Annotated in this window: 19 protein-coding genes, 1 tRNA gene and 2 pseudogenes; 10 read left to right on the plus strand and 12 right to left on the minus strand. The window is 64.3% G+C overall.

Features of this window, described 5'->3' with window-relative positions:
• Window positions 1–26 precede the first annotated feature (26 nt).
• Window positions 27–766 (plus strand): annotated as a pseudogene (locus MKK68_RS23080) (NtaA/DmoA family FMN-dependent monooxygenase); the annotation flags it as partial.
• A 22-nt stretch (window positions 767–788) separates the two neighbouring features.
• On the opposite strand, the gene MKK68_RS23085 reads toward MKK68_RS23080, so the two are convergent.
• The 7 genes from MKK68_RS23085 to MKK68_RS23115 all read right to left on the minus strand — a co-directional run bounded on the left by MKK68_RS23085 (window position 789) and on the right by MKK68_RS23115 (window position 9,468).
• Complete coding sequence (locus tag MKK68_RS23085; RefSeq protein WP_244033037.1) at window positions 789–2,168, minus strand: hypothetical protein; 1,380 nt, start codon at window positions 2,166–2,168, stop codon at window positions 789–791.
• Complete coding sequence (locus MKK68_RS23090) at window positions 2,165–2,521, minus strand: hypothetical protein (RefSeq protein WP_244033038.1); 357 nt, start codon at window positions 2,519–2,521, stop codon at window positions 2,165–2,167. The genes MKK68_RS23085 and MKK68_RS23090 overlap by 4 nt, the downstream gene beginning before the upstream one ends.
• Window positions 2,522–2,809: 288 nt before the next feature.
• A complete protein-coding gene (locus MKK68_RS23095) occupies window positions 2,810–3,421 on the minus strand; it encodes a hypothetical protein (protein ID WP_244033039.1) in 612 nt (203 codons plus the stop codon).
• A gap of 983 nt (window positions 3,422–4,404) precedes the next feature.
• The gene (locus MKK68_RS23100; RefSeq protein ID WP_244033040.1) at window positions 4,405–4,899 is read right to left on the minus strand and encodes a hypothetical protein; all 495 of its coding nucleotides are present in this window, start codon (window positions 4,897–4,899) and stop codon (window positions 4,405–4,407) included.
• A 250-nt stretch (window positions 4,900–5,149) separates the two neighbouring features.
• Window positions 5,150–5,437, minus strand: coding sequence for a hypothetical protein (locus MKK68_RS23105; RefSeq protein WP_244033041.1), 288 nt, complete (start codon window positions 5,435–5,437; stop codon window positions 5,150–5,152).
• Window positions 5,438–5,905: 468 nt separating this feature from the next.
• Window positions 5,906–7,297, minus strand: a complete 1,392-nt coding sequence (locus MKK68_RS23110; protein WP_244033042.1) for an HlyD family type I secretion periplasmic adaptor subunit — start codon at window positions 7,295–7,297, stop codon at window positions 5,906–5,908.
• 2 nt (window positions 7,298–7,299) lie between these two features.
• The gene (locus tag MKK68_RS23115) at window positions 7,300–9,468 is read right to left on the minus strand and encodes a type I secretion system permease/ATPase (RefSeq protein WP_244033043.1); all 2,169 of its coding nucleotides are present in this window, start codon (window positions 9,466–9,468) and stop codon (window positions 7,300–7,302) included.
• 1,127 nt (window positions 9,469–10,595) lie between these two features.
• On the opposite strand from MKK68_RS23115, the gene MKK68_RS23120 reads away from it, so the two are divergent.
• The 3 genes from MKK68_RS23120 (at window position 10,596) to MKK68_RS23130 (ending at window position 12,455) form a co-directional block, all read left to right on the plus strand.
• Complete coding sequence (locus MKK68_RS23120) at window positions 10,596–11,183, plus strand: hypothetical protein (RefSeq protein ID WP_244033044.1); 588 nt, start codon at window positions 10,596–10,598, stop codon at window positions 11,181–11,183.
• A gap of 439 nt (window positions 11,184–11,622) precedes the next feature.
• Window positions 11,623–12,117, plus strand: coding sequence for a hypothetical protein (locus MKK68_RS23125; protein WP_244033045.1), 495 nt, complete (start codon window positions 11,623–11,625; stop codon window positions 12,115–12,117).
• Between the two features lie 194 nt (window positions 12,118–12,311).
• On the plus strand, window positions 12,312–12,455 hold the full coding sequence (locus MKK68_RS23130) for a hypothetical protein (protein ID WP_244033046.1): 144 nt from the start codon (window positions 12,312–12,314) through the stop codon (window positions 12,453–12,455).
• A 263-nt stretch (window positions 12,456–12,718) separates the two neighbouring features.
• Here the strand turns inward: MKK68_RS23130 and MKK68_RS23135 are convergent.
• Both MKK68_RS23135 and MKK68_RS23140 read right to left on the minus strand, forming a co-directional pair.
• Window positions 12,719–12,898: pseudogene (locus MKK68_RS23135) on the minus strand (IS5/IS1182 family transposase); the annotation flags it as partial.
• Window positions 12,899–13,149: 251 nt separating this feature from the next.
• Window positions 13,150–13,224, minus strand: a tRNA-Thr gene (locus tag MKK68_RS23140).
• Between the two features lie 269 nt (window positions 13,225–13,493).
• Here MKK68_RS23140 and MKK68_RS23145 point away from each other — a divergent pair.
• Both MKK68_RS23145 and MKK68_RS23150 read left to right on the plus strand, forming a co-directional pair.
• Window positions 13,494–13,760 carry a hypothetical protein gene (locus MKK68_RS23145; RefSeq protein WP_147858906.1) on the plus strand — a complete coding sequence of 89 codons (267 nt, stop codon included), beginning with the start codon at window positions 13,494–13,496 and terminating at the stop codon, window positions 13,758–13,760.
• A gap of 189 nt (window positions 13,761–13,949) precedes the next feature.
• Entirely contained in the window at window positions 13,950–14,114 is a 165-nt protein-coding gene (locus tag MKK68_RS23150; RefSeq protein WP_187274755.1) for a hypothetical protein, read from the plus strand.
• A gap of 6 nt (window positions 14,115–14,120) precedes the next feature.
• Here the strand turns inward: MKK68_RS23150 and MKK68_RS23155 are convergent, their stop codons facing one another.
• The 3 genes from MKK68_RS23155 to MKK68_RS29595 all read right to left on the minus strand — a co-directional run bounded on the left by MKK68_RS23155 (window position 14,121) and on the right by MKK68_RS29595 (window position 18,154).
• Window positions 14,121–14,330 carry a hypothetical protein gene (locus tag MKK68_RS23155; RefSeq protein ID WP_244033047.1) on the minus strand — a complete coding sequence of 70 codons (210 nt, stop codon included), beginning with the start codon at window positions 14,328–14,330 and terminating at the stop codon, window positions 14,121–14,123.
• Between the two features lie 68 nt (window positions 14,331–14,398).
• Window positions 14,399–14,761, minus strand: a complete 363-nt coding sequence (locus MKK68_RS23160; RefSeq protein WP_147726540.1) for a hypothetical protein — start codon at window positions 14,759–14,761, stop codon at window positions 14,399–14,401.
• Window positions 14,762–14,950: 189 nt separating this feature from the next.
• Window positions 14,951–18,154: an autotransporter serine protease gene (locus MKK68_RS29595; RefSeq protein WP_279605474.1), complete on the minus strand. Its 3,204-nt coding sequence runs from the start codon at window positions 18,152–18,154 to the stop codon at window positions 14,951–14,953.
• Between the two features lie 531 nt (window positions 18,155–18,685).
• Between MKK68_RS29595 and MKK68_RS23180 the strand changes: the two genes are divergently transcribed.
• The 4 genes from MKK68_RS23180 to MKK68_RS23195 all read left to right on the plus strand — a co-directional run bounded on the left by MKK68_RS23180 (window position 18,686) and on the right by MKK68_RS23195 (window position 22,422).
• A complete protein-coding gene (locus MKK68_RS23180) occupies window positions 18,686–20,059 on the plus strand; it encodes an ABC1 kinase family protein (protein WP_147726542.1) in 1,374 nt (457 codons plus the stop codon).
• Between the two features lie 187 nt (window positions 20,060–20,246).
• A complete protein-coding gene (locus tag MKK68_RS23185) occupies window positions 20,247–20,540 on the plus strand; it encodes an aa3-type cytochrome c oxidase subunit IV (RefSeq protein WP_147726543.1) in 294 nt (97 codons plus the stop codon).
• 156 nt (window positions 20,541–20,696) lie between these two features.
• Window positions 20,697–21,950, plus strand: a complete 1,254-nt coding sequence (locus MKK68_RS23190) for a Re/Si-specific NAD(P)(+) transhydrogenase subunit alpha (protein ID WP_147726545.1) — start codon at window positions 20,697–20,699, stop codon at window positions 21,948–21,950.
• Between the two features lie 22 nt (window positions 21,951–21,972).
• Window positions 21,973–22,422, plus strand: a complete 450-nt coding sequence (locus MKK68_RS23195) for an NAD(P) transhydrogenase subunit alpha (protein WP_244033048.1) — start codon at window positions 21,973–21,975, stop codon at window positions 22,420–22,422.

Raw genomic sequence — 22,422 nt, forward strand, 5'->3', positions numbered from 1 at the left:
CGACGGGCATGGGACGCCGCGACCGCATGCGCCTGGGCGCGTTCCTGTATCCCGGCGGACACCATGTCGCCGCAGGCGGCATCCGTCGTCGCAGGCCGATGCCGGGATCAACGCCGCCCATGACCGGCAGATCGCCCGCACGGCCGAGGCGGCGAAGTTCGACCTGATCTTCCTCGCCGACGGGGTCAGCGTCCGCGGCGACGACCTCGAGGCCCTGAGCCGGACGGCGATCCGCTATGTCGGCCAGTTCGAGCCCTTGACCCTGCTGTCTCACCTCTCGGCGGTCACGGAGCGCATCGGCCTCGTGGCGACCGCGTCCACGACCTACAACGAGCCGTTCCACGTCGCGCGCAAGTTCGCCTTCCTCGACCATCTGAGCGGCGGCCGCGCGGGCTGGAACCTCGTCACCTCCGCCGACCCGCGCGAGGCCTGGAATTTCAGCCGCGCGAGCCACCTCGCCCATGCCGACCGATCCGCCAGGGCGGAGGAGTTCGTCGATGTCGTGCGCGGCCTGTGGGATTCCTACGCGGACGACGCCTTCGTGCGCGATCGCGAATCCGGGCGCTTCTTCGATCCCGAAAAGCTGCACCTCCTCGCGCACGAGGGGGCGCATGTTTCGGTGCGCGGCCCCCTCAACGTGCCGCGTGCGCCGCAGGGGCATCCGGTCGTGGTGCAGGCCGGCTCCTCGGAAGCCGGCAAGGCGCTCGCCGCCCGCACCGCCGAGGTGATCGTCACGGCCCAGCAGGCGCTGGAGGACGCGGTCGCCGGGAGGTGCCATTCCGGACAGCCTAGGCCGCCAGCCTGCGCGCTTGCGCGGCGGTCGGATCGACCGTCAGGGCGATTTGACCCGATGGCGGGGCGGTCTGCACCGTGCTTTCGGCAGCGGGGCTGACGCCGAAGGTCGACAGCGCCGCGACGAGCTGCGACGCCTGCGTCTGGGTTCCGGGATCGATGGCGGCCGCGCCGTTCGAGACCGGCGACGGGTTCGTCCGGAACCGCAAGGCGACGTCCGCGATGTCGCCGCGAGAGCCGTCGGCCCACGTGAACCTCCCGTCGGCCAAGATCGTGTTTCCGTGATCGAGGCGACCATCCGGCGTGGCGTTCAGATCGATAGACACGATGCCCAGATCGCCCAGGGAGTGGAGCGAACCGGGGTCCGATACCGCGGTCCCGGACGCATCGACCCAGACCTTCAGGTTGCTCCAGCCCGCATCATGCGCATCGAGCACGCTGTCGTGGTTCGTATCCGCGGCTCGTAGGGCTTCGAAGGTCGGCACGAGATCGGCAGCATCGGTCGGGGTCTGGGCGCCGCTCGGAAGGTCGACGAGATAGCCTTCGCCTGGCGTTCCCCATCCTGTCTGAACCCGGCGGCCGTCGTTCCCCATGTCGAAGCGCGCGGGCGAATGGTCGGCGTTCACGGTCTGAACGCCGCCGTGGGCGAGGTCGAGGATCAGCGGGTCGCCGAAGCCACCAAAGAAACCTCCGTCGTCCCCGCCGTCCGCACCGATTGACCCGTCCGAGCCGTCCGTGCTCCCGGGGCTGATGGAGCCGTCCGACCCATCCGAGCCGTCCGCGCTGCCGGGGTTGATGGAGCCGTCCGACCCATCCGAGCCGTCCGAGTTGCCGGGGCTGGTGGAACCGTCCGAGCCGTCCGCGCTTCCGGGGTTGATGGAGCCGTCCGACCCGTCCGAGCCGTCCGCGCTTCCGGGGCTGGTGGAGCCGTCCGAGCCGCCTGGATCGTCTCCTTGACCAGCGCTGCTTGGATCATCGCCGCTATAGTATCCGTTGTCGAAAGGCGCGTTTCCTTCGTAATCGCTCATGAAGTCATCCGGAGACGTGATCTGGTCCCCCGGCGCCGATGAGTATCCGTCGCCCGTTCCGTTGAGAGACGCCTGCGTTTGGGGGCCGAAAAAGATCCCGGTGGTCTGGTGATCGATCGCATCCGAATTCTCGCGGTCATCGCTGACATTGAGTGTATCGGGATTACCGTCTGTATTTCCGACGTAGATGCGTTCGTCGGCGCCCCCGTTGATGGTGTTTCCCCCGCCATGGACGGCAATGCTGTCGCCGGTGTTGAGATTGATCGTATTACCAGAGCCGTCGATGTTCGCGGCCGAGTTGGCGGTGAGGTTGATGCCTTCACCCGATCCGCTGATGACCTCGTTCACGCCCCGGGCGCGGTGTTGACGGTCGAGCCGCTGTCGCCGAGCGTCAAGGTCTGCTGGTTGTTGATAAGGCCGACAGTGCCGCCACCGTTGACGGTTGCGGTGGTTCCGTCGCCCTGAATGTTAACATTGTTGCTGCCGCTGTCGCCGGTCACGGTCTCGCTTTGACCCGCAACACCGATTTTACTGCCAGTGTTTGGCGTTAGATCAATCGTATTGCCCGTGCCTGCAACTGTTGCTGATGATCCAGAGTTAAGCGTGAAAGAAGCATACTGTGCGTTGATCGTTCCGCTTTGCCCGTCAAATGCTAGTTGACTAGATTTTTCCACAGTTACATCATCAAAATCGCCGATCAAGCGGCCGACGATCCAGCGCTAAAATTTACCGAAGCATTGTTGGCCGTAATATTTGCATCCTGACCCGTAACAGTGACACTATTTCCGTCGTTGGCGAAACGAGACTGGACTTCGTTTACAACCTGATCATTGTTTTTCATAATTGAGTCTACATTTGTCGATCCATCGGCGTTGTAATGAAACATATCATTCATCGTAGTGTTGCTTGAGGGCATATAAGTAGTTCGGGACGCTATGTTGCCCGAACCGTCATAATTAAATGTTAGAGTCCCGACTACGGTTCCTGCGCTATCGGATAGAGTCTCTGTCATTGTGGAGCCATCGGATGATACATTTACCCCCCCACCTGTCTCCAGCAGCCTGAGCCGAGTCGATACCAGGAACCAATTCTGATCTATTGTTGTTTATAATGTAGGAAAGAGGATCATCTATTGCTTTCTGTGGAATTTTTACATTTTCTATAGATTGACCCTGGAGATCTTGCTGAGGATCGACGGATACACCAAGTTTTTGTAGGGCGTTGTTTAAGAGCGCGTAAAACAAAGGATCGTGTTTTTCGCTATCGTTTCCAAGTCCGGGCCATTTGATGTGACCGATTTCGTGAATAAGGGTGTTTAACAATGGTTTATTGTCGGGCGGATTGGAATTGAATACAATGGCCATTCCACCCTTCTTCTGATCAAAGGCCCTATATCCCCCCGAAGCAAATGCTTTCCTGTTACCATCGCTCACCGCCGGACGAGCAAGATTATCAGTAATCGTTATCGCTCCAGATAACGGAGATCCCTGCATATTCAGAAATTTCATGGCCCTAGGCAAAGAATTGAACGTGTCAACTAATGTCTGCAGAGTGTCCTGGTGAAGTGCATTGGGGTCTACAACTAAGCTAAGCTGTCCCATTTATTTCTCCAGTTCTGTTCCAAGGAAGATATAGCTAGTTTTTATGCTAATTTTTAGGAATTTTTCGACCAATTTCCTGAATATGAGCATTTATTTATTACTAGAATTAAACTACTTTTAAAGTAATAACTGCATTTTTTGTTCATAATTTGCACCTTGTATTTGTCTCTGATGGACCACTCACCCGTTTCTTCACTGCCGAGTCCGTTTCTCTCTATGAAAGCGCCGTGCACCGAACCATTTCGTGGAAAGCATATTGTTGCAGAGCTAAAATCCTCCGGGTTTAAATTGCCTATCTTCTTTTTGACCCAACACCCATTTATTCGGCTTGTGGCTTTATTTGCCGCGGAATAATTATTACCGTACGCTCGAAATGATGTAAAATTAATTGACAGTAATAGGTTTGTTGATATGAATACATTCAATAGGCGTTTTTTATTCGCGAACATCGAGGTATTGCACGTCATTGCTTATGCCTTGCTTGCATTAAATCTTTGTCAATGGGGTCGATTAGGGGCCGAATTACTTGACGGCGACTACATGTGGTGTCGGCCTACCCCGTCATCCTAGCCGAAGCACCACGTCCGTACCCTCCGTGCGGACCTGCGCGCGATCCAAGGAGCCGAGGAGACGGTAGCCCTGTCCCTCGCGGTCGCCCGACAGGCTGTAAAGTTGCGCCCGACTGATCGTCGGTAACACCTAGTAGCTTCTGTCTATTGTTTGTAGAATTGTTATATAACACGCTATAGATGCTGATAAGCAACGGAACAGGTAGATCGTTTGGGTTGTCGGTTGCAACCACATCGTTAGATCCGCGATGAGATCCGTGCTCGGTTATGACAATCGAGCGGTCGACCCAAGCATCGGTGTCGATCAGCTTATGAGCATAATTCGCCTGTGCATCTTGGTGGCTCCCGCTAACGATGATTTTGACCGGGCCGCCATCAACAGTTTGTGCCATTTTCTTCTCCTAACAATGAGGTTCAATTCATCCTGCAGAGTCGATTTATTTGATTTCTTTCAACGTCTATTCTTTTTATTTTTCCATCAGGGCTTCTTGTTGCATGAATAATAAAACTGCCTCCCACTATATCTGTCACTACTATGTATCTGCTGATGGAGGAATCATCCGGCAATTGTTCGATGTGATCATATGTTTCCATAAAAATCCCTTTGACATTCTCGACTGAATACGTCGGCTTGCCTCTGACAGTAGTTATTACAGAACTTTCATCAGAAATAAGTACTTTAAATACCTCATGTCCATCCAGCTTGTAAATGAATATGTTCTTATCTTTCTTCGGGGAAAAGCTTTTGATTTTGGATACAAATTCCTTTATGTCTGTGCATCTATCAAAGATTATTTCCGCATGCGATTTTGAATATGAGGATGATATTGTGAAATAAAACACGATGAATAACACGTGCATTGTCAACGTACGGAAATAAGCGACCTGTCCTCTGGCTCTATCGTTCATGTCCTGCCTCCGAGACGTGTTTCTCGATGGGATCGACGAGGAAGGCGATGACCCGGCGCTTGCCCGTGGCGATGTCGACCTGCGCCGTCATCCCCGGCCGCAGCGCCACCTCCGCCCCTTCCGCGCGGACCTGCACCCGACACCGAAGCCCGCAAGTGCCGCAAGGCCTCGCGCTGGCGCTCCTTGCGCAGGCTCTGGTCGGCCACCGCCACCTTCTGGAGCGCCTTCACCCGCTGGTCGGCCGCCTCCTTCAGGTGATACTGATGTCACCGATCAAAGTAATGACATCGGCGACTTGAGTATTAACGGAAGCGCCTTGATTATGGCCTGCAATCAATTTGTTTATTTGGAGATCGGCCGCTACCATACCAACCGTACCTGCTGTCAGAGGAGCTACAACAGTAAACAATTCTGCGCCCATTGCTGAAAGATGAGCGCTATTGGTCGACTGCGATAGGGTATCTGAACCAACGCTTGTGGTCGAGTCGATCCCACCAGCCGCACCGGTGATCCGACCAATGACATCAATTGATGGCATTTTGATTTTCCTGTGAGATGGGCGCTTAGATTATGATGTAGATCTTTGTTGCACGGTACTATCGTCTTCGTATTGATTTGTTTTATCATTTGGTCATAAAAAATTTTTAACAAGAACCATCATAAAAACTATGGCCGAGTTCAGAACTATGAAATATGTCATCGGCCTTTTGTTATATTCTTTCATTATGCTTGACACCAACTCTTCGTGTCTTGTCAGTATAAGCCATAGCGACGCGACAAAAGGTAGTATATCTACGCATGATAAAATGATAGATAAATCCGCATAGTAGTTTCTCTGGCCATTATTGATTTTACTGAAGTAATAAGCTGATGTAAGGAATAGTGGCATCAGAATTATGGAAGTTGTAGTTGCCAACTTTAGGACTATGAAGTTCCGCATGTGGGTCATCATTTGGACTAAGTTAAATTTATTTAAGAATCTGCTTGTGGTTTTTGCTAGATTTATTTATCGTTCATGTCCTGCCTCCGAGACGTGTTTCTCGATGGGATCGAGGAGGAAGGCGATGATCCGGCGCTTGCCCGTGGCGATGTCGACCTGCGCCGTCATTCCCGGCCGCAGCGCCACCTCCGCCCCTTCCGCGCGGACCTGCGCCCGATCCAGCGAGACGAGGAGACGGTAGCCCTGTCCCTCGCCATCGCCGGATGCGGTCGGCGCTGGCGCCTGCCCCTGCGGCTTCGGCGCGACGCTCGCCTCGCGGCTCACCAGCCGGACCGCGCCCGGCACCGTGCCGTACCGCGTGAACGGGAACGCCTCGAGCTTCGTCTCCGCCCGCTGGCCCTCGCGCACGAACCCCATCTCCCGGTGCGGCAGGAACGCCTCGACCTCCAGGCGCGCCGCGTCCGGCACGATCGTCATCAGGCTCTCGGCCGCGTTCACCACGCCGCCGAGGGTGTGCACCTTCAGGTCCTGCACCACGCCCGACACCGAAGCCCGCAAGTGCCGCAAGGCCTCGCGCTGGCGCTCCTTGCGCAGGCTCTGGTCGGCCACCGCCACCTTCTGAAGCGCCTTCACCCGCTGGTCGGCCGCCTCCTTCAGGAACTGCGCGTGCACCTGCGCCCGCTTCTGCTCCAGTCCCGCGATCTCCGCACGGAGCTGATGCGCCTGCTCGGGCAGGGATCGTTTCTCGGTCTGCTTGTCGATCAGGTCGTACTGCGCCTGCAGCAGATTGAGCTTCGAAGCGTTGCCGCGATCGTACAGGCCCTTCTGCGTCGCGTAGCGGTCCTCGGCCAGCGGGGTCAGCTCGGTGTTCCTGGCCGTCTCGAACGCCTTCGCGGCGAGGGCCGCATTCTTGTCGGCGATCTCGCTGCCGAGCTCGGCCAGGGCCGCGCGGTGCTCCCTCATCTGCAGCCGCACCTGCTCCTGCGTCGCCGCGAGCAGGGCCGGCTCCACCTCCGCCAAGGGCGCGATCACCGGCTCGGGCGTCTCGCTCAGGAGCAGGCGCGCGGCCTCCGCGTCGAGGAGCGCCTGCATCCGCTCCATGCGGGTGGCTTCCAGGTCCGCCGAGGCCTCCGTCGGGTCGAGGTCGACCAGCACCTCGCCCTCCGCGACATGCTGTCCCTCGAGCACGTGGATGCCACGCACCACGCTCGTCTCCAGCGGCTGCACCAGCTTGACCTCGCCGACCGGCACGACGCGCCCCTGCGCGGTGGCGACGATCTCGATCTCGCTGAAGCAGGCCCAGCCGACGGCGCCGGCGACCAGCGCCATCAGGACCCAGCCGGTCGCCCGCAAGGTCGGCGAGGCCGGCGTCTCCAGCAGCTCGAGGTGGGCCGGAAGGAAGGCCCGCGCCGTCGCCCTGCCGGCCTCGGGGATCGGAAAGGGGTGAACCTGGCCCATCGTCAACCTCCCGCCACGGCGACGAGGCCGGCGTAGAGCCCACCGGGCCGGGTCGCGAGATCCTGGTGCGTGCCCTCCTCGGCGAGCCGGCCGCGGTCCATCACCAGGATGCGGTCCGCCCCGCGCACCGTCGAAAGCCGATGGGCGATGATCAGCACCGTCCGCCCCCGGCAGATCGCGCGCATGTTGGCCTGGATCGCCCGCTCGCTCTCGTAGTCGAGGGCGCTCGTCGCCTCGTCGAAGATCAGGATGCGCGGATCGGTGGCCAGCGCCCGGGCGATGGCGATCCGCTGGCGCTGACCGCCCGAGAGGTTGGCGCCGCGCTCCTCCAGGACGGTGTCGTAGGCCTGGAGCAGCTCCAGGATGAAGTCGTGCGCTCCGGCGAGCTGCGCCACCGCAATCACCCGCTCCATCGGCAGCGACGGATCGGCGAGCGCGATGTTCTCGCGCACCGTGCGGGCGAACAGCACGTTCTCCTGCAGCACCACGCCGACCTGCCGCCGCAGCCAGGCCGGGTCCATCAGGGCGAGGTCGACGCCGTCGATCAGCACCTTGCCGCGCTCGGGCACGTGCAGGCGCTGGATCAGGCGCGTCAGGGTCGACTTGCCCGAGCCGGAGCGCCCGACGACGCCGACCACCTCGCCGGCCCGGATCGCGATGTCGACGGCGCGCAGGACCTCGGGGCCGTCGGGGCGGTAGCGGAAGCTCGCGCCCTCCAGCCGGATCGCGCCGCGCAGCGGCGGCAGGTCCTGGCGGGTGCCGGTGCCGGCGAGTTCCGTCGGCGTGTTCAGGATGTCGCCCAGGCGCTCGACGGAGAGGCGGAACTGCTGGAAGTCCTGCCAGAGCTGGGCCAGCCGCAGGACGGGCTGGTTGACCTGCCCGGCCAGCATGTTGAACGCGACCAGCGCCCCGATCGTGAGGGCACCGTCCATCACGTCGTGCGCACCGAACCACAGCACGATCGCCGTCGTCAGCTTGGCCACGAGCTGGATGGCCTGGCTGCCGGCGGCGGCGAGCGACACCACCCGGAACGAGGCGGCGATGTAGGCGGCCAGCCCCTCCTCGTAGCGCCGGCGCGCCTGCGGCTCGATCGCCATGGCCTTCACGGTCTCGATGCCCGCCAGGCTCTCGACGAGGAACGATTGCTGCGCGGCGCCCTGCCGGAACTTCTCGTCGACCCGTCGCCGCAGCATCGGCGTGAGAATCAGGCTCAGGGCGACGTAGAGCGGCAGCCCCAGCACGACGATCAGGGTCAGCCTCGGGCTGTAGCTGGTCATCACCGCCAGGAAGACGAACGAGAACACGAGGTCGACGGTCAGCGTCATCGCCGACGAGGTCAGGAACTGGCGCACGTTCTCCAGCTCGCGCATCCGGGCGACGGTCTGCCCGGTGGCGCGCGCGCCGAAGTACGCGATCGGCAGGTCGAGCAGGTGCCGGAACACCTGCGCGCCCAGCACGGCGTCGAGCCGGCTGGTGGTATGCGCGAAGACATGGGTCCTCAGGTAGCCGAGCACCGCCTCGAAGCCGGTGACGGCCACGAGCCCGAGCACCAGCACGTCGAGGGTGGTCAGCCCCTTGTGCACGAGCACCTTGTCGACCACGACCTGGAAGAACAGGGGGGCGGCGAGCCCGAGGAGCTGGATGACGAAGGAGACCGCCAGGATCTCGCCGAACAGGGCCTTGAACCGGGCGGCGGCCGGCAGGAAGCAGGCGAGGCTGAAGCGAGTCTCGTGCGGGCCGGGCGCCCCGTCACGGCTGGTCAACAGGACGAGCTCGCCCGACCATTCCTGCGCCAGATCCGCATCGGTCCAGACGGCGGGCGCCTCGCCGGGCCGCTGCACCAAGGTGCGATCGTCCTGCCGGCGGGCCAGCACGAAGAACCGGCCGTCGCGGGATCGGCCGATGGCCGGCAGCGGAAGCGCGGCGAGGCGGGCCGGCCGCGATCGAACCGCTCGGGCGCGGAAGTGGCTGCGCCGCGCGGCCAGGACCAGTTCCGATAGCGTCAGAGGCTGTCCCGGGCGTCCTGTCTCGTGCGCGATCCGGGACAGGTCCAGCGGTCGCCGATGAACCGCGGCGACGATGGCGAGGGCGAGGCCGCCCGTGGCGATCAGCGCGTTTTGCTGCTGTCCGGTCCGATGATCGTCGGATGAATGCGCGGCTTGATCGAGCAAAACCGATGCTCCCCCTCGTCTAGGAACGTTAGCCGGATATCTAGGAGCGCTATGGCATATGTAGGCTCTTTTTCGCAAAAGTCATGGTCATGAGTCAAGGTCGCGAGAAACTTTGTTAACGATCAGAAATAACGCCTAAATGAATGCAAGATTCTATTTCGAGGAGATTCGGATACAGGCTTCCCGCTGGCATTCGGCGCATTCCGCGACGCGCACATGGCATGCGCGCTTCTCATGTCGGCCGACGCCCATCATTCAAAAGGCATTATTCAAGTGCGGATATAAGAAAACATGCTTGACGTGGGCGGGATTCGATCCTAGCCCTTCCCGGCGGCGTGAGCTTCGATTGCTTGGATAAGGGCAGGATCCTTATGCAAATCACTGGCGCAATTGGTCGGCTGGACACTATCAACGCGGATCCCGGTAGTAGATCCTTCGTCGATACGGATACGGTCTCCGCGGTCCTCTCGATCCTCGCGGCCGCGCATCGACGCCCGATCGGCATCGCTCGCATCGGCCGCGACGACGGACGCCTCGGCCAGCCTCCTAACCTCCAGGAACGCGTCCCGGCCGCACCCTGACCAGCGACCCGGCGAGGCCCCCGACGGCCAGGAGCGCGGACGCGCTCGCGCGGGCCTGGTCCGGCGATCTCCTCCCCCTCGGCGCACGCGAGGGCACGGCGGGGGCGCCTCGATCTTACTTGGTTCCCGACCGCAACTGCTTGGTTCGAGGCGCGGTCGACGAGGTCCGATCACGCTCGACGTGCTGATCCTCGGCTTGGCCGCGTTCGCCGTCGTCGAACTCAGGTTGTCTTCCTTCGCACGAATAGGGGGCAGCGCACACAGGCATGGAGGCGTGAATCGATGGAACGATGGGAAGCGTCACTCATCGGCTGCTGGCTTGATCCGGGTTCCAAGAAACGGATGGACGTTGGGCCATAATAATAAGACGCATCGATCCAGCAGAACTCTATACTCTGATGGCGCGAGCGGTGCGCTGAAGCGGCTTAGCGTAGAGCGATGCCGTCGGGCTCCGGTACCGCCGCCCCAGCTCACGTTTCATGCGGCAGGCGACGAGCCTTGCCATTTCCTCACAACCGGGTGCGCGACATATGGCGGAGAGCAAGCATGAGCAGTAAGCATTCGTCACGCCTGAACGCGAGAAGACGGCGCGGCGCGATATATCTATGTCTTTACTTGATTTCTGCCAGTGCAACACCGGGCCGCGCAGAGGTGAGGGCAGATGACGCAACCCGGCACGAATCGATCACTCCGGAAACATTTGAAAAGGAATACGTCGAATTAAAAGAGACAAAGCATTTGAGAGCGACGCACAATTCCGAGACTTTCGATATCGTCATCGACACATATGTCAAAGAAATCTACAATAATCACAGCTATAAGATTCATATATTCAGCACCGAAGCCGAAGGTCGCAGATACATTATACCATTCGATCAGCCGGATCATTCATCAGAAGATTTCATCGGCTCTGCATTGTATGACAAATGTCAGGGAAGCGAGGTCAGATTCAAAAACTCTGATGGTCAAATTCGCATTCTTGAGATCAAGCCCATATGGTCTGATCGGCATCAAGCAAGATATGTACTAAGTCAACTTTCATTTGAGGACGGCAGTATCGCGGGCATCACAAAGATGTACTTCTCCGTCGTGGGGGAGGGGCAATTTACACACCAATGCAAAGATGAGGAATAGGCAGGAGAATTAGGCAATGTCATATATCGCAGCCATGCAGGGGCCGGTACCTCACGGGTTTATCTTTATGGGAACGGCAATGTCGACATTCTCAGTGGAGGAACGAGGGCCGCAAGAGCCTACGATCCGAACGACACCTGCGCGCCTTACGAGCCCGGCGATCCGGAGCCCGGAACGCCTTTCGATCCCGGTGTGCCTGCATTCCAGGTCTCCCGAAGCCGGGCTCCGGTTGAGCGCCGAGGATGGCAGCTACCGGATCGCGGTGGGCCCGGACGGGAGGGCGTGAACGTCGCAGCGCACACCATGCCATTGCATCCCGGAACGGCGGCCCAGACGGATACCGGAACAGGTCAACGGCCTGCGACCGCGGTCCTGTTCGATCCGATCGCGAAGCATCTCGCGGAGGCGGGCATGAGGGACAAACCTCACTGCGCCGTGAATGCTGATCGCTGATGTTTTAGACAGGCGCGAGAAGATGAGCATCATCAAAAAGTTTAATCAAGGATTCATTCTGAGTTCTATAGCGATAGTAATTCTATTTACTGTTGTATATAACTTTTACGGGCTGATCGGGTTGTTCGTGGGGACAGTCAGATCTACCGAAGACAAAACAAGAGATGCAATGTTCGATAAGGCAATCGAGCAAATTTCTGATGACAAGAGCAAAAAAATCGAACTTTACGATGTCGATCTATCGCACTATTTCGCAAATGTAAGATCCGGCCTAACCGATAAGGAGTACGAAAACTATATCGATAAGCGGCTCGGATTAAAAAGAGGTCCGACAGTATCGGAATACCTCGGATATTCACCGGTCTACCAGCTCTTTGGAGGTATCTCCGGTCTTACACTCAAATCCTACAGTCATAGGTTTTCACTAGACGAACTATTGATATTTGGTTTTTATATTCTGATCCACAATATTCAAAGTTGATAAATTCTGGAACATATCTGGTTTATACAGGCGCATTCTAGGAGAACAACGATGGCGACGATCGAGTTGTTTTTCAAGCCGGCAACGAGCTCTGGCGTATCTTCTACTGATGGCGTCGGTGTCGCGAGCCACGGGTTCCTCATTTATAGGGATGATGACGGGCAAGTTACTGGTCGAGCCACATTGCGACGCAGGTGTCGCAACTCGTTTCAGCGATGGCGGCCTTCGGTGGGAGCTCGGCCGGCATTACCAACCTGACGACCGCCACGTCGACGGCGAACACGACGCTGACCGCCGATCCGAGCCAGGCCACGCACGCGTTCCGCCACGCAGCCTGACATCTCCCCGGTCCGAGGGGGGGCGTCCCCGGACCTCACGGGGGTGAGGACGGGCCCGACGGCGAGCGCGGCATCGTTCAGCAGACGGCCCCGTTCCGGTCCGCCTGCGCGCCAGGATGGTCGATCATGGCCCCGTCCCTGCACGTATGGTCCCCGTCGGAAGTTCGGTCGCGCATCGTGGATCGATGCCTTCGTGTGGAGGATGTCCACACGGAGGCTCTCGCTGGGCCGAGGTCCCAAGCCTCCCCCACTCGGTCGCGGACTCATAAAGCTCGCAGCCTGACCCGGACGGCAGCGCGTTTGACGCTGGCGAGGGAGTTGTCGGGATCCGTGTCGTAGCGCGTGGCGACGGCGCGGGCGTGCTTGATCTTGCCGAAGAAGCGCTCGACCCGGTTGCGGTACTCGTACGGGAACGGGCTGAAGGCCAGAACCTGCTTGCGGTTGGCATCGGCACCGACCGTCACGAGGACCGGTCGGGCGCCGATATGGAGCATGACCCGCGTCCCCTTCACGCGCGCAGCGAGATCCCGCGGTGGACGCTGCCGCAGGTGATCGGTCCCGGTCTTCGGATCCTTCCAGGGACGGGCCATGCGAAGCGCCCTGTGTGAGACCGCTGTGCGTGACCGCTGTGTGAGAGTCGGCAGTCCCTAAGTCCTTGTCGAACCATAACGTCTTGCGCAGAAAGGCGAAAGGCTGGTGCCGGTGGAGAGGATCGAACTCCCGACCTTCGGTTTACAAAACCGCTGCACTACCGCTGTGCTACACCGGCGGGCATTCCGAAACCCTTGACAGACTTGAGGGTTCTGGCGCGTCAGGGGCGTCTTTGACTACGTTTGACGGCGCTTCGTCAAGGCACGGGATGCGACGCGGTCCCCGTCGCGATCCGCTCCGCCCGCCGGCCGCGACGCGCGACTCATCGTCGACTCCCCGTTCGTCGAAGCCCGCACATCGCTCGTTGCCGGACCAATCGCGGCTGGCCGGAACAGTGCCCTGCGTGCCGCGATTGGTCCGTTGCCGCGACGAGGAACGGAGGGCGCGATGCCGAAACGGAACAGCAAGGCGTGGGCGCTCGGCGTGACGGCTGCGGCCCTCGCCTGGAGCGGCGCCGCCCTCGCGCTCTCGGGCGCGGCCCCGACGCCGCCGGGCGGGCAGCTCCCGGCGACGGCACCCGGGGGCACCGAGGGCATCGCCGGCCCGCGCAACGTGGATGAGGCGATCCGCAGCGGGAATGCCTACGCGGTCCGACCCGATGGCTCTCGCAAGGTCCACCGGCGACAGCCGAGCGTCGATCCCTCCCGTCGATAGCCGGGTGGCCGACCGGCCTCGTGGTTCCGGTGGCGGTCGGCGATCCCGACGGTTGCCCCGGGGCGCCTCCGTCGGCGGAGCACTCGACGACGGAATGGAACTTGGCGAGTGAGCAGAGCTTGGCGAGGGAGCAGGGAACGCGCGCGCTGCTCGCCGCTTTGCCCGCCGACACATCCTGGGAGCGAGACGATGAGCGACGCCGACACCCCGCGACCGGGCGACGATCCGGCGCCGATCGGAGACCCGTCGCCGGGCCCCCAGGAGCCGACCGGCGATCCGATGCCCGACCTCGGCCCGACGCCGCCGATGGACGACGCGGCCGCGATCGCGCAGACCGAGGAGCAGCCGAGCTAGCGGCTCTCAGTCGACCCGCTTCCGGTATCGGTTGCCGGTCGCGTCGGTGAGGATGATCGCGGCCGTGGTCGCGGGATCGACCGCGATGGCGGCCGGCGCGGTGATGGCCTCGGCGCGGCGCATCGATTGCGCCTGATCCATCGCAACGACGCCGAGCGCCGCCACGGTGATCGCGGACCACAATCCGGCTACGGCGACGGTGGGGATCTTCGGCACGCTGGAACCCTTACGATGGATCGTAGGATGCCGGTGATCGGTTAATGAGGCCGATCCACGGCGGGCGCTCAGTCCAAAAAGACGCGGACCCCGTCGGTGTTGAGGATGTCGCGCTGGTCGGCGCACCAGCGCTCGGCGCCGACCTCCGCGATCTCCCGAGCGAGGCGCTGCCCTTCCTCGTCGATCGCAGCCTGCGCCTGCCGGTGGCCGATCGCCTTGTCGAGGGTGGGACGAACCGTCCGGAGCAGCCCGTCCGACACCGTGTCGTCGATCGTGTAGGTCTTCCGGCAGTACAGCGTGATGCCGGCCTGCGCCCCGACGATGCGCACCATCCCCTGGACCATCTCGGCCTCCTCCTCGGCCGGGGACGGCGCGGCGAGACAGGGGCCGGCGCAGAGGATCAGGGCGAAGGCGACGCGTGCGTAGGTCATCGGCGGATCCATGGCCGACGACCCTCCCTCGGCGTCGCGGCAACGTCTCAACACCCGAGGGCAACGCTCGGCTCCGTCGGCCGCCTGCGCGAGCGCCGTGACCCGACTCCGCACGCGCCGCCGGCCGAGGCGTCCCTTGCGTCGCGGCGGGGCCCGGCCGTGGATCGTCGGCCGGGCCCGGGCGGCGTATCAGAAGCGATAGGTGAAGTTGCCCTTCGCCGCATGGTCCTCGGCGCGGGACCCGACCTGCCCGGTATAGGCGATGCCGATCGTGGCGTTGGCCGAGACCCGCAGGTCGAGCCCGGCCTCGGCGACGAGGGCGTCGCGGTCGATCGGGATGCCGGCGGTCAGGAAGCTCGGTCCGGTACCGAAGGCGAGCAGCGCCTTGGGCACGACGTCGCCGAAGGCGCGGCGGTAGCCGATCAGGCCATGGGCCGAGACCGGCGTTCCGAACCCGAGGTCGAGGCTCGTCTGCGCCCGGACGCCGGCGGTGGCCGCCCCGAGGTCGTAATCGCGGGCCAAGCTCGTGAGCGCCGCGAGGCCCCCGGTCTCCACGAAGCGGTCGCGCCCGATCGAGACGTAGGCGCCCCCGACGAACGGCTCGATGTAGCTGAGCGCCTGGACCGCCGGCGCGACGGGATCCTTCGAGACCAGCGCCGAGCGGCCCTCGCCGAGGAAGATCCGGTAGCCGATCTCGCCGAAACCCTGGATCGTCGAGCCCCCGGTGCGGGCGCTCGGCGTGTCGGTCAGCCCGGCGAACAGAGCGGTGCGGCGCGTGAGCGCCGAATTGTCGGCGTAGACCGCGCCCAGCCGCAGCGAGACCGGGCCGAGCTCGTACCCGCCGTAGACGCCGCCGAAGCCGCTCTCGATCGTCGCCGATTGCAGGCGGCCGGCCGTGTCGAGGCTGGTCGTGGTGTAGCCGCCGGCCACGCCGACCCGGATGCCGTTCTCGAGGCGCACGTCGCCGCCGAGCACGAAGCCCGAGGTCTGGCGGTTGAGCCCGGCGGCGTTGCCGTCGGTCCGCGCCTGCCCGAAGGCGCCGAAGCCCTGGCCCCAGAACCCGGCGACCCGCGGATCGATCACCTGCATCGGCACCGGCGACGGCGCGACGCGGCGGCCCGGCAGGTCCGCCGTGTAGGTGGCGGGCAGGGTGCCGTAGTTCAGGCTCTCGGGCGCCCCGGGGGTGGAGCCCCAGCGCATCCGGTCGAGGATCGCCTCGCGGACGAAGAACGCGGTCTCGAACTCGGCCGAGACCGTGCTCGCGTGGATGTCGCCGGCCAGCGACCCGAAGGCGCTGCGCGCCGCCTCCGGGTTGGTGGTCATGAGGATGGTCTCGTAGAGGCGGTTGCCGGCGCCGAGGCCTTCGATGCCGGCACCGACCGCGGACTGGTTGCGCGTCGTGCCGACCGAGGCGAAGGTCGTCGCGTTGCGCGACACCGAGAGGTCGACGGCGTTGGCGCCGTAGGCGAGGTCGGTCCCGATGAAGGTGTAGCTCGGGGTCGCGAGGTCGAAGCGCCCGGCGACGCCGCCGGCCGCGGTCAGGATGGTGTAGCGCTGCCCGAGAAGGCTCCGGGCTTCGGCCGCGCTGAGTGGCGCGGCGGCGTTCTCCAGCGACACCGAGACGGTGCCGCCGGCGATCTGCGCCGTGCCGGCCGCCGCGATCCGGTCGCTGCGCCCGCCCGGCGCGACCTCGACGGCGTAGAGCGAGCCGGCCGCGAAGGTCGCGTTGCCGGCGACCGTCAGCGTCCCGATGCTGTTGCCCGGCGCGACCGTTCCGCCGCCGCGGACGTTGAGGGCGCCGACGCTGCCGCCGCCGCCGAGGGTGCCGCCCGCGTTGACGTTGGCCGTCGAGGTGATGGAGCCGTTGACCGCGAGGAGGCCGCCGTTCACCTCGGTGGTGCCGGTATAGGTGCTGGCCCCGGTCAGCTCGAGCACGCCGCCGCCGGACTTCGTCAGGCCGCCCTGGTAGGTGCGCGCGAGAAAGGCTTGGTCGCGGGCGACCCGCCATCCGTACTCGGCCTGCTCGTCGGGCGTCGCCGTCGCGGGCAGCCCGTTCGTCCAGCCGCGCGCCGCCTTCGTCTGCTCCCAGGCCGCGTGCTCGGCGCTGTCCTCGACGAAGCGCTGGCGCAGGGCCGCGTCGGAGATGTTGTTCGACCAGGTGTCGGCGACGCCGGCGCCGAGGTTGGCGTCGAAGCGGCCGAGGAACTGGCCCGGGCCGTTCATCGCGCGGCCGAGGTCGATCTTGCCCCAGCCGAAGACCTCGTTCGGCACGTCGGCGGGGCCGGTCCCGAGATGGGTGGCGGTGGTCAGCAGCACGTCGCGCGCCTGCTCGTTGGTCATGTAGGCGTAGCGCTCCATCACCAGTGCCAGGGCGCCGGAGACGTGCGGGGCCGACATCGAGGTGCCGCTCTTCACCCCGTAGCCGGCCTCGCCGGTCGTCAGGTTGACCACCGTCGAGGTGATGCTGCGGCCGGGCGCGGCGATGCACCAGTACTTGGCGACGCCGCAGCGGTTGAACTGGGTCTGGTCGGCGGCATTCAGGCCCGACGCGGCGATCCAGTCCTTCTCGAGGTCCGGCTGGAAGTAGGGCAGCGCCGCGCGGATGGTCGGGTTGTTGACCCCGGCGTTGCCGGCGGCGACGACCTGGATCACGCCGGCGCGGCCCGCATCCGCGATGGCGTTGAGCCAGCTGAGCTGGCGCGTGAAGGGGGCGTAGGCGGCCGTGAGGCCGGCCAGCGTGTTGTAGTTGTCGCGCGGCGGCGGGCTGCCCCAACTGCTGTTGATCAGCCGTGCGCCCTGCGCGACGAGGTTGCCGTAGGCGCCCTTGAAGTAGGCGTAGTCCGCGTTCGGGCCGTAGATCGACGAGTCGGTGCCGTTGGTGTTGGTCGCGATCAGCTGGGCGCCGAAGGCGACGCCGTGGGTGCCGGTGCCGTCGCGGTTGGCGACGATGGTGCCGTCGACGTGGGTGCCGTGGTCGTCGTTGACGCCGCGCACCCAGGTGCCGGGCACCGAATAGGGCTGGCCGGCGGTGAAGAAGTCCGAGCGCGTCGTGCCGCTGTCGTAGCGGAAGCTGCTCGAGGAATAGCTGCCGGTGTTGGTGATCGCCCGAGCGCGGCCGGCGAATTCCGGATGCGTCCCGAGGAACCCCGAATCCACCGAGCCGACCAGGACGCCCCTGCCGGTGATGCCGCGGGCATAGGCTTGGTCGGCGTTCATCGAGGCCTTGCCGTAATCGGCGAGGTATTCCGGGGTGCGCCAGCTTGCCGGGTCGCCGACGCGACCGGGATCCTGGTAGCCGGCCGACTGCGCCAGAGCCGCCGGGGAAACCGTCGCGCACAGGGCATAGGTCAGGCCTGCGACGCCGAGCGCGCGCGGACGAAAGGTCAAGGGCATGAATGTCACCGTATTCGAGTGAAGAACTACGGCCGATGGCGGCACCCGAAAGTGCGTGTTCTTTCCGAAGAATGCGATCGACGCATTCCTTCGGGCATTCACGATGTCTTGTCGATGCGCATCGTTCTTGAACTCAGTAACGTATGAGCCTCACGTTTCCGTGACTCAAGCTGGAAACGAATGGAAATCCCGATCGCTCGGGATTGTGGCCGGGCGGCAACATTCGCGCCGTGGAGGAGCGCCCTGCCGGCCCGGCGGGCCGGCGCGGCGACAGCCGGCGGAGGGTGCCGCGACCCAGGGACCCAGCGCCCTGGCGGGAGGCGACGAAGAGCTTATCTGCAGCCTCACGGAACGATCGTTCCCGGATGCCGCGATCCGCGGACGCGTCCGGACGCGCCGGTCCGTCGTGCGCGTCCCGAGGGTCCGGCGTCCGGTTCGTCGAGGGCAAGCACGTCGAAGCAAGATCCGGAGCGCCCGGTCCGACACGGTCGGATCGCGCTCCGCGGTCGGGGAGAGGTGCAGACCCAGCCGATGTCAGAGACCGATCCGGAAGCCAACCGCTTTTCCGCCCGCGCCAGCCGCTACGCCCGCGTCGGCGCCAATGTCGGCGGCGTCGCCGCGCGGATGGCGGGCGCACGCCTGTTCGGCAAGGAGGGCACCACCAACGCGGCGGCGCTCGCCCAGGCGCTCGGCGGCCTCAAGGGCCCGATCATGAAGGTGGCGCAGCTGCTCGCCACCGTGCCCGACCTGCTGCCGCCCGAATACGCGGCCGAGCTGCAGAAGCTGCAATCGGATGCGCCGCCGATGGGCGCGGCCTTCGTCAAGCGCCGGATGCAGGCCGAGCTCGGCGTCGGCTGGCAGGCGCGGTTCGAGCGCTTCGACCTGAAGCCCGCCGCCGCCGCCTCGCTCGGCCAGGTCCATCGCGCCACCGCGCTCGACGGCACGGCGCTCGCCTGCAAGCTGCAGTACCCGGACATGCAGTCGGCCGTGGAAGCCGACCTGAAGCAGCTCGAGGTCGCCTTCGCCCTGCACCGGCGGATGAATTCCTGGCTCGACACCCGCGAGATCGCCAAGGAGATCGGCGCCCGGGTGCGCGAGGAGCTCGACTACGCCCGCGAGGCCAAGCACGGCGCGCTCTACGGCGCCGTGCTCAAGGACATCGCGCAGGTGCGCGTGCCGGCGATCCACGAGGACCTTTCGACCAAGCGCCTGCTCACGCTCGGCTGGCTCGACGGCGAGCGCATCCTGAGCTTCACCGAGTCGCCGGTCGAGATCCGCAACCGCATCGCCCAGGCGATGTTCAAGGCGTGGTGGCACCCGTTCAGCCGCGCCGCGGTGATCCATGGCGACCCGCATCTCGGCAACTACACCGTGTTCTCGGAGGGCGGCGCGGGGGACCGGGAGCCGCAGGGCATCAACCTGCTCGATTACGGCTGCGTGCGGATCTTCCATCCGCGCTTCGTCGGCGGCGTGGTCGACCTCTACCGCGGCCTCCTCACCGACGACATGGCCCGGATCGTCCACGCCTACGAGGTCTGGGGCTTCAAGGACCTCGACAAGGAGAAGATCGAGATCCTCAACATCTGGGCGCGGTTCATCTACGGGCCGCTGCTGGAGGACCGCACCCGCACCGTCGCCGACGGGGTGAAGCCGGGCGAATACGGCCGGCGCCAGGCCTTCGAGGTGCACCAAGCCCTCAAGGCGCGGGGCCCGGTGACGGTGCCGCAGGAATTCGTGTTCATGGACCGGGCCGCCGTCGGCCTGGGCGCGGTGTTCCTGCACCTCAAGTCCGAACTGAACTACCACCGCCTGTTCGAGGCCGAGATCGAGCGCTTCAGCCTCGACGCCCTCGCCGCGCGGCAGGCCGAGGCGCTCGGCGCGGTGGGGCTGGCCCTGCCGGCCTGACCGGGGCGGCGGGCCGCGGAGGCGGTCTTCGCCTGCTCACGATCGCGTGTTCGGCGGGTGTTTTGTGCGCAAGTGAATTGAGGCCCAAGCGAAGCCGTGCGATGCCGGTTGCGGCCGATTGCGGCAGCAATAAGCTTGGGCTAAACCCGCACCCATCGAGAGTGGTAGCGTCGAGGACGAGCGCACGATGGCCGATACGAAGGGCGTTTCCGGGGTGGCCTACAGCCCCGCGATGGACGCGAAGACGCACGAGCAGACCTATCGGGGATTCGTCCGCTTCGTCGAGATCGCCACCGGGGTGGTGATCTGCTGGGTGCTCGCGCTGGCGGTCGGCGGCATCCGCGAGGCTTGGCTCACGGCGATCCTCGGCGTCGTCCTGTCGAGTGCGGCCGGCGCGCTCGGCGCCTTCGCTCCGAACATCGGCTGGCGCGCGCCTTGCGTCGTGGCCATCCTGATGGCGCTCTACCTCGCCTTCGCCTGAACGCTCGTCCTCTCCCTGAGGCCGGGACGGTCCGCGCCCCGCGCCCGGGCCTGCCATTACAATCGTAACGCTTCCGTCAGTCCGTCCGTTCAACCCGCCTCGAAAAGCCGTTCCATTTCGCGCATTCGGGAGCGGTCCATCGAGGGGAAATCCTGAATGCGCATCGCTGTCCTGTCGGAGACCGATTCCGCGGAACCGCGGGTCGCGGCGGTGCCCGAGACGGTCAAGAAGTTCCTGGCGCTCGGCGCGGACGTGACCGTGCAGTCGGGCGCTGGGCTGAAGGCCGGCATGCCGGATTCCGAGTACGAGGCCGTCGGCGCCTCGGTCGCGGCCTCGGCCGAGGAGGCCGCCCGCGACGCCGACCTGATCCTCAAGGTCCGCCGCCCCGCCGCCGAGGAGCTGAAGCTCCTGAAGCGGGGCGCCGTGGTCGTCGCGATCATGGACCCCTACGGCCGCGAGGCCGAGCTGCAGGCGATGGCCGAGGCCGGCGTCGACGGCTTCGCCATGGAGCTGATGCCGCGCATCACCCGTGCGCAGGTGATGGACGTGCTCTCGAGCCAGGCCAACCTCGCCGGCTACCGTTCGGTGGTCGACGGTGCCTCCGAGTACGGCCGCGCCATGCCGATGATGATGACGGCGGCCGGCACCGTGCCCGCCGCCCGCGTGTTCGTGATGGGCGTCGGCGTCGCCGGGCTCCAGGCGATCGCCACGGCGCGCCGCATGGGCGCGGTCGTCACCGCCACCGACGTGCGCCCCGCCACCAAGGAGCAGGTCGAGTCGCTCGGCGCGAAGTTCGTCGCCGTCGAGGACGACGAGTTCAAGCAGGCCGAGACCAAGGGCGGCTACGCCAAGGAGATGTCGGCCGAGTACCAGAAGAAACAGGCCGAGCTGGTCGCGACCCACATCGCCAAGCAGGACATCGTCATCACCACGGCGCTGATCCCCGGGCGCCCGGCGCCGAAGCTCGTCTCGGCGGCGATGGTCGCCTCGATGAAGCCCGGCTCGGTGCTGGTCGACCTCGCGGTCGAGCGCGGCGGCAACGTCGAGGGCGCTAAGCCCGGCGAGGTCGTGGTCAACGATCGCGGCGTGAAGATCGTCGGCCACCTCAATGTCGCCGGCCGCCTCGCGGCGAGCGCCTCGGCGCTCTACGCGCGCAACCTCTACGCCTTCGTCGAGACCCTGGTCGACAAGGAGTCGAAGGCTCTGGCGATCAAGTGGGACGACGAGCTCGTCAAGGCCACGAACCTGACCCACGACGGCGCCGTCGTGCACCCGTCCTTCCAGCCGAAGGCCGACGCGGCGGTCGCCGACCGCCCGCAGGACGCGCCGCAATCCGAGCAGGCCTCGGTCGGGCTGTCGAAGACCGGGGTGTCGCAGTCACCCAGCACACAGGCAACGGGCGCGGCGTAGGCCGGTCGCGAGGAGCATAACGATGGCCAACATCCCCCCCGATCAGGCGGTCGACCAGACCCGCGTCCTCGCCGACACCGCGCGCTCGGCCGCCGCCGCCGCGCGCAACGCCGCCGACCAGGCCCAGGCCATCGCCGACGGCGTCAGCCACGGTCTCAGCGCCGTGACCCACGGCGCGGTCGACGCCACCGTGTTCCAGCTCGCGATCTTCGTGCTCGCGATCTTCGTCGGCTACTACGTGGTGTGGTCGGTGACCCCGGCGCTGCACACGCCGCTGATGTCAGTCACCAACGCGATCTCGTCGGTGATCATCGTCGGCGCGATCCTGGCCGCCGGCGTGCCCCTGATCGAGAAGGGCACCGGCTGGGCCCGCGCCTTCGGGTTCATCGGCATCGTGCTGGCGAGCGTGAACATCTTCGGCGGCTTCCTGGTGACCCAGCGCATGCTCGCCATGTACAAGAAGAAGGCCTGA

This window comes from Methylobacterium sp. E-016 (genome assembly GCF_022829745.1).
Lineage (GTDB): Bacteria > Pseudomonadota > Alphaproteobacteria > Rhizobiales > Beijerinckiaceae > Methylobacterium.

Bases quoted from the DNA above. Each gene is read 5' to 3' on its own strand.
- MKK68_RS23145 (WP_147858906.1), top strand. From the start codon at position 13,494: ATGCCGAAACGGAACAGCAAGGCGTGGGCGCTCGGCGTGACGGCTGCG.
- MKK68_RS23190 (WP_147726545.1), top strand. From the start codon at position 20,697: ATGCGCATCGCTGTCCTGTCGGAGACCGATTCCGCGGAACCGCGGGTC.
- MKK68_RS29595 (WP_279605474.1), bottom strand. From the start codon at position 18,154: ATGCCCTTGACCTTTCGTCCGCGCGCGCTCGGCGTCGCAGGCCTGACC.
- MKK68_RS23125 (WP_244033045.1), top strand. From the start codon at position 11,623: ATGCTGATCGCTGATGTTTTAGACAGGCGCGAGAAGATGAGCATCATC.
- MKK68_RS23185 (WP_147726543.1), top strand. From the start codon at position 20,247: ATGGCCGATACGAAGGGCGTTTCCGGGGTGGCCTACAGCCCCGCGATG.
- MKK68_RS23150 (WP_187274755.1), top strand. From the start codon at position 13,950: ATGAGCGACGCCGACACCCCGCGACCGGGCGACGATCCGGCGCCGATC.
- MKK68_RS23095 (WP_244033039.1), bottom strand. From the start codon at position 3,421: ATGGGACAGCTTAGCTTAGTTGTAGACCCCAATGCACTTCACCAGGAC.
- MKK68_RS23180 (WP_147726542.1), top strand. From the start codon at position 18,686: ATGTCAGAGACCGATCCGGAAGCCAACCGCTTTTCCGCCCGCGCCAGC.
- MKK68_RS23100 (WP_244033040.1), bottom strand. From the start codon at position 4,899: ATGAACGATAGAGCCAGAGGACAGGTCGCTTATTTCCGTACGTTGACA.
- MKK68_RS23105 (WP_244033041.1), bottom strand. From the start codon at position 5,437: ATGCCATCAATTGATGTCATTGGTCGGATCACCGGTGCGGCTGGTGGG.
- MKK68_RS23195 (WP_244033048.1), top strand. From the start codon at position 21,973: ATGGCCAACATCCCCCCCGATCAGGCGGTCGACCAGACCCGCGTCCTC.
- MKK68_RS23120 (WP_244033044.1), top strand. From the start codon at position 10,596: ATGAGCAGTAAGCATTCGTCACGCCTGAACGCGAGAAGACGGCGCGGC.
- MKK68_RS23110 (WP_244033042.1), bottom strand. From the start codon at position 7,297: ATGGGCCAGGTTCACCCCTTTCCGATCCCCGAGGCCGGCAGGGCGACG.
- MKK68_RS23160 (WP_147726540.1), bottom strand. From the start codon at position 14,761: ATGACCTACGCACGCGTCGCCTTCGCCCTGATCCTCTGCGCCGGCCCC.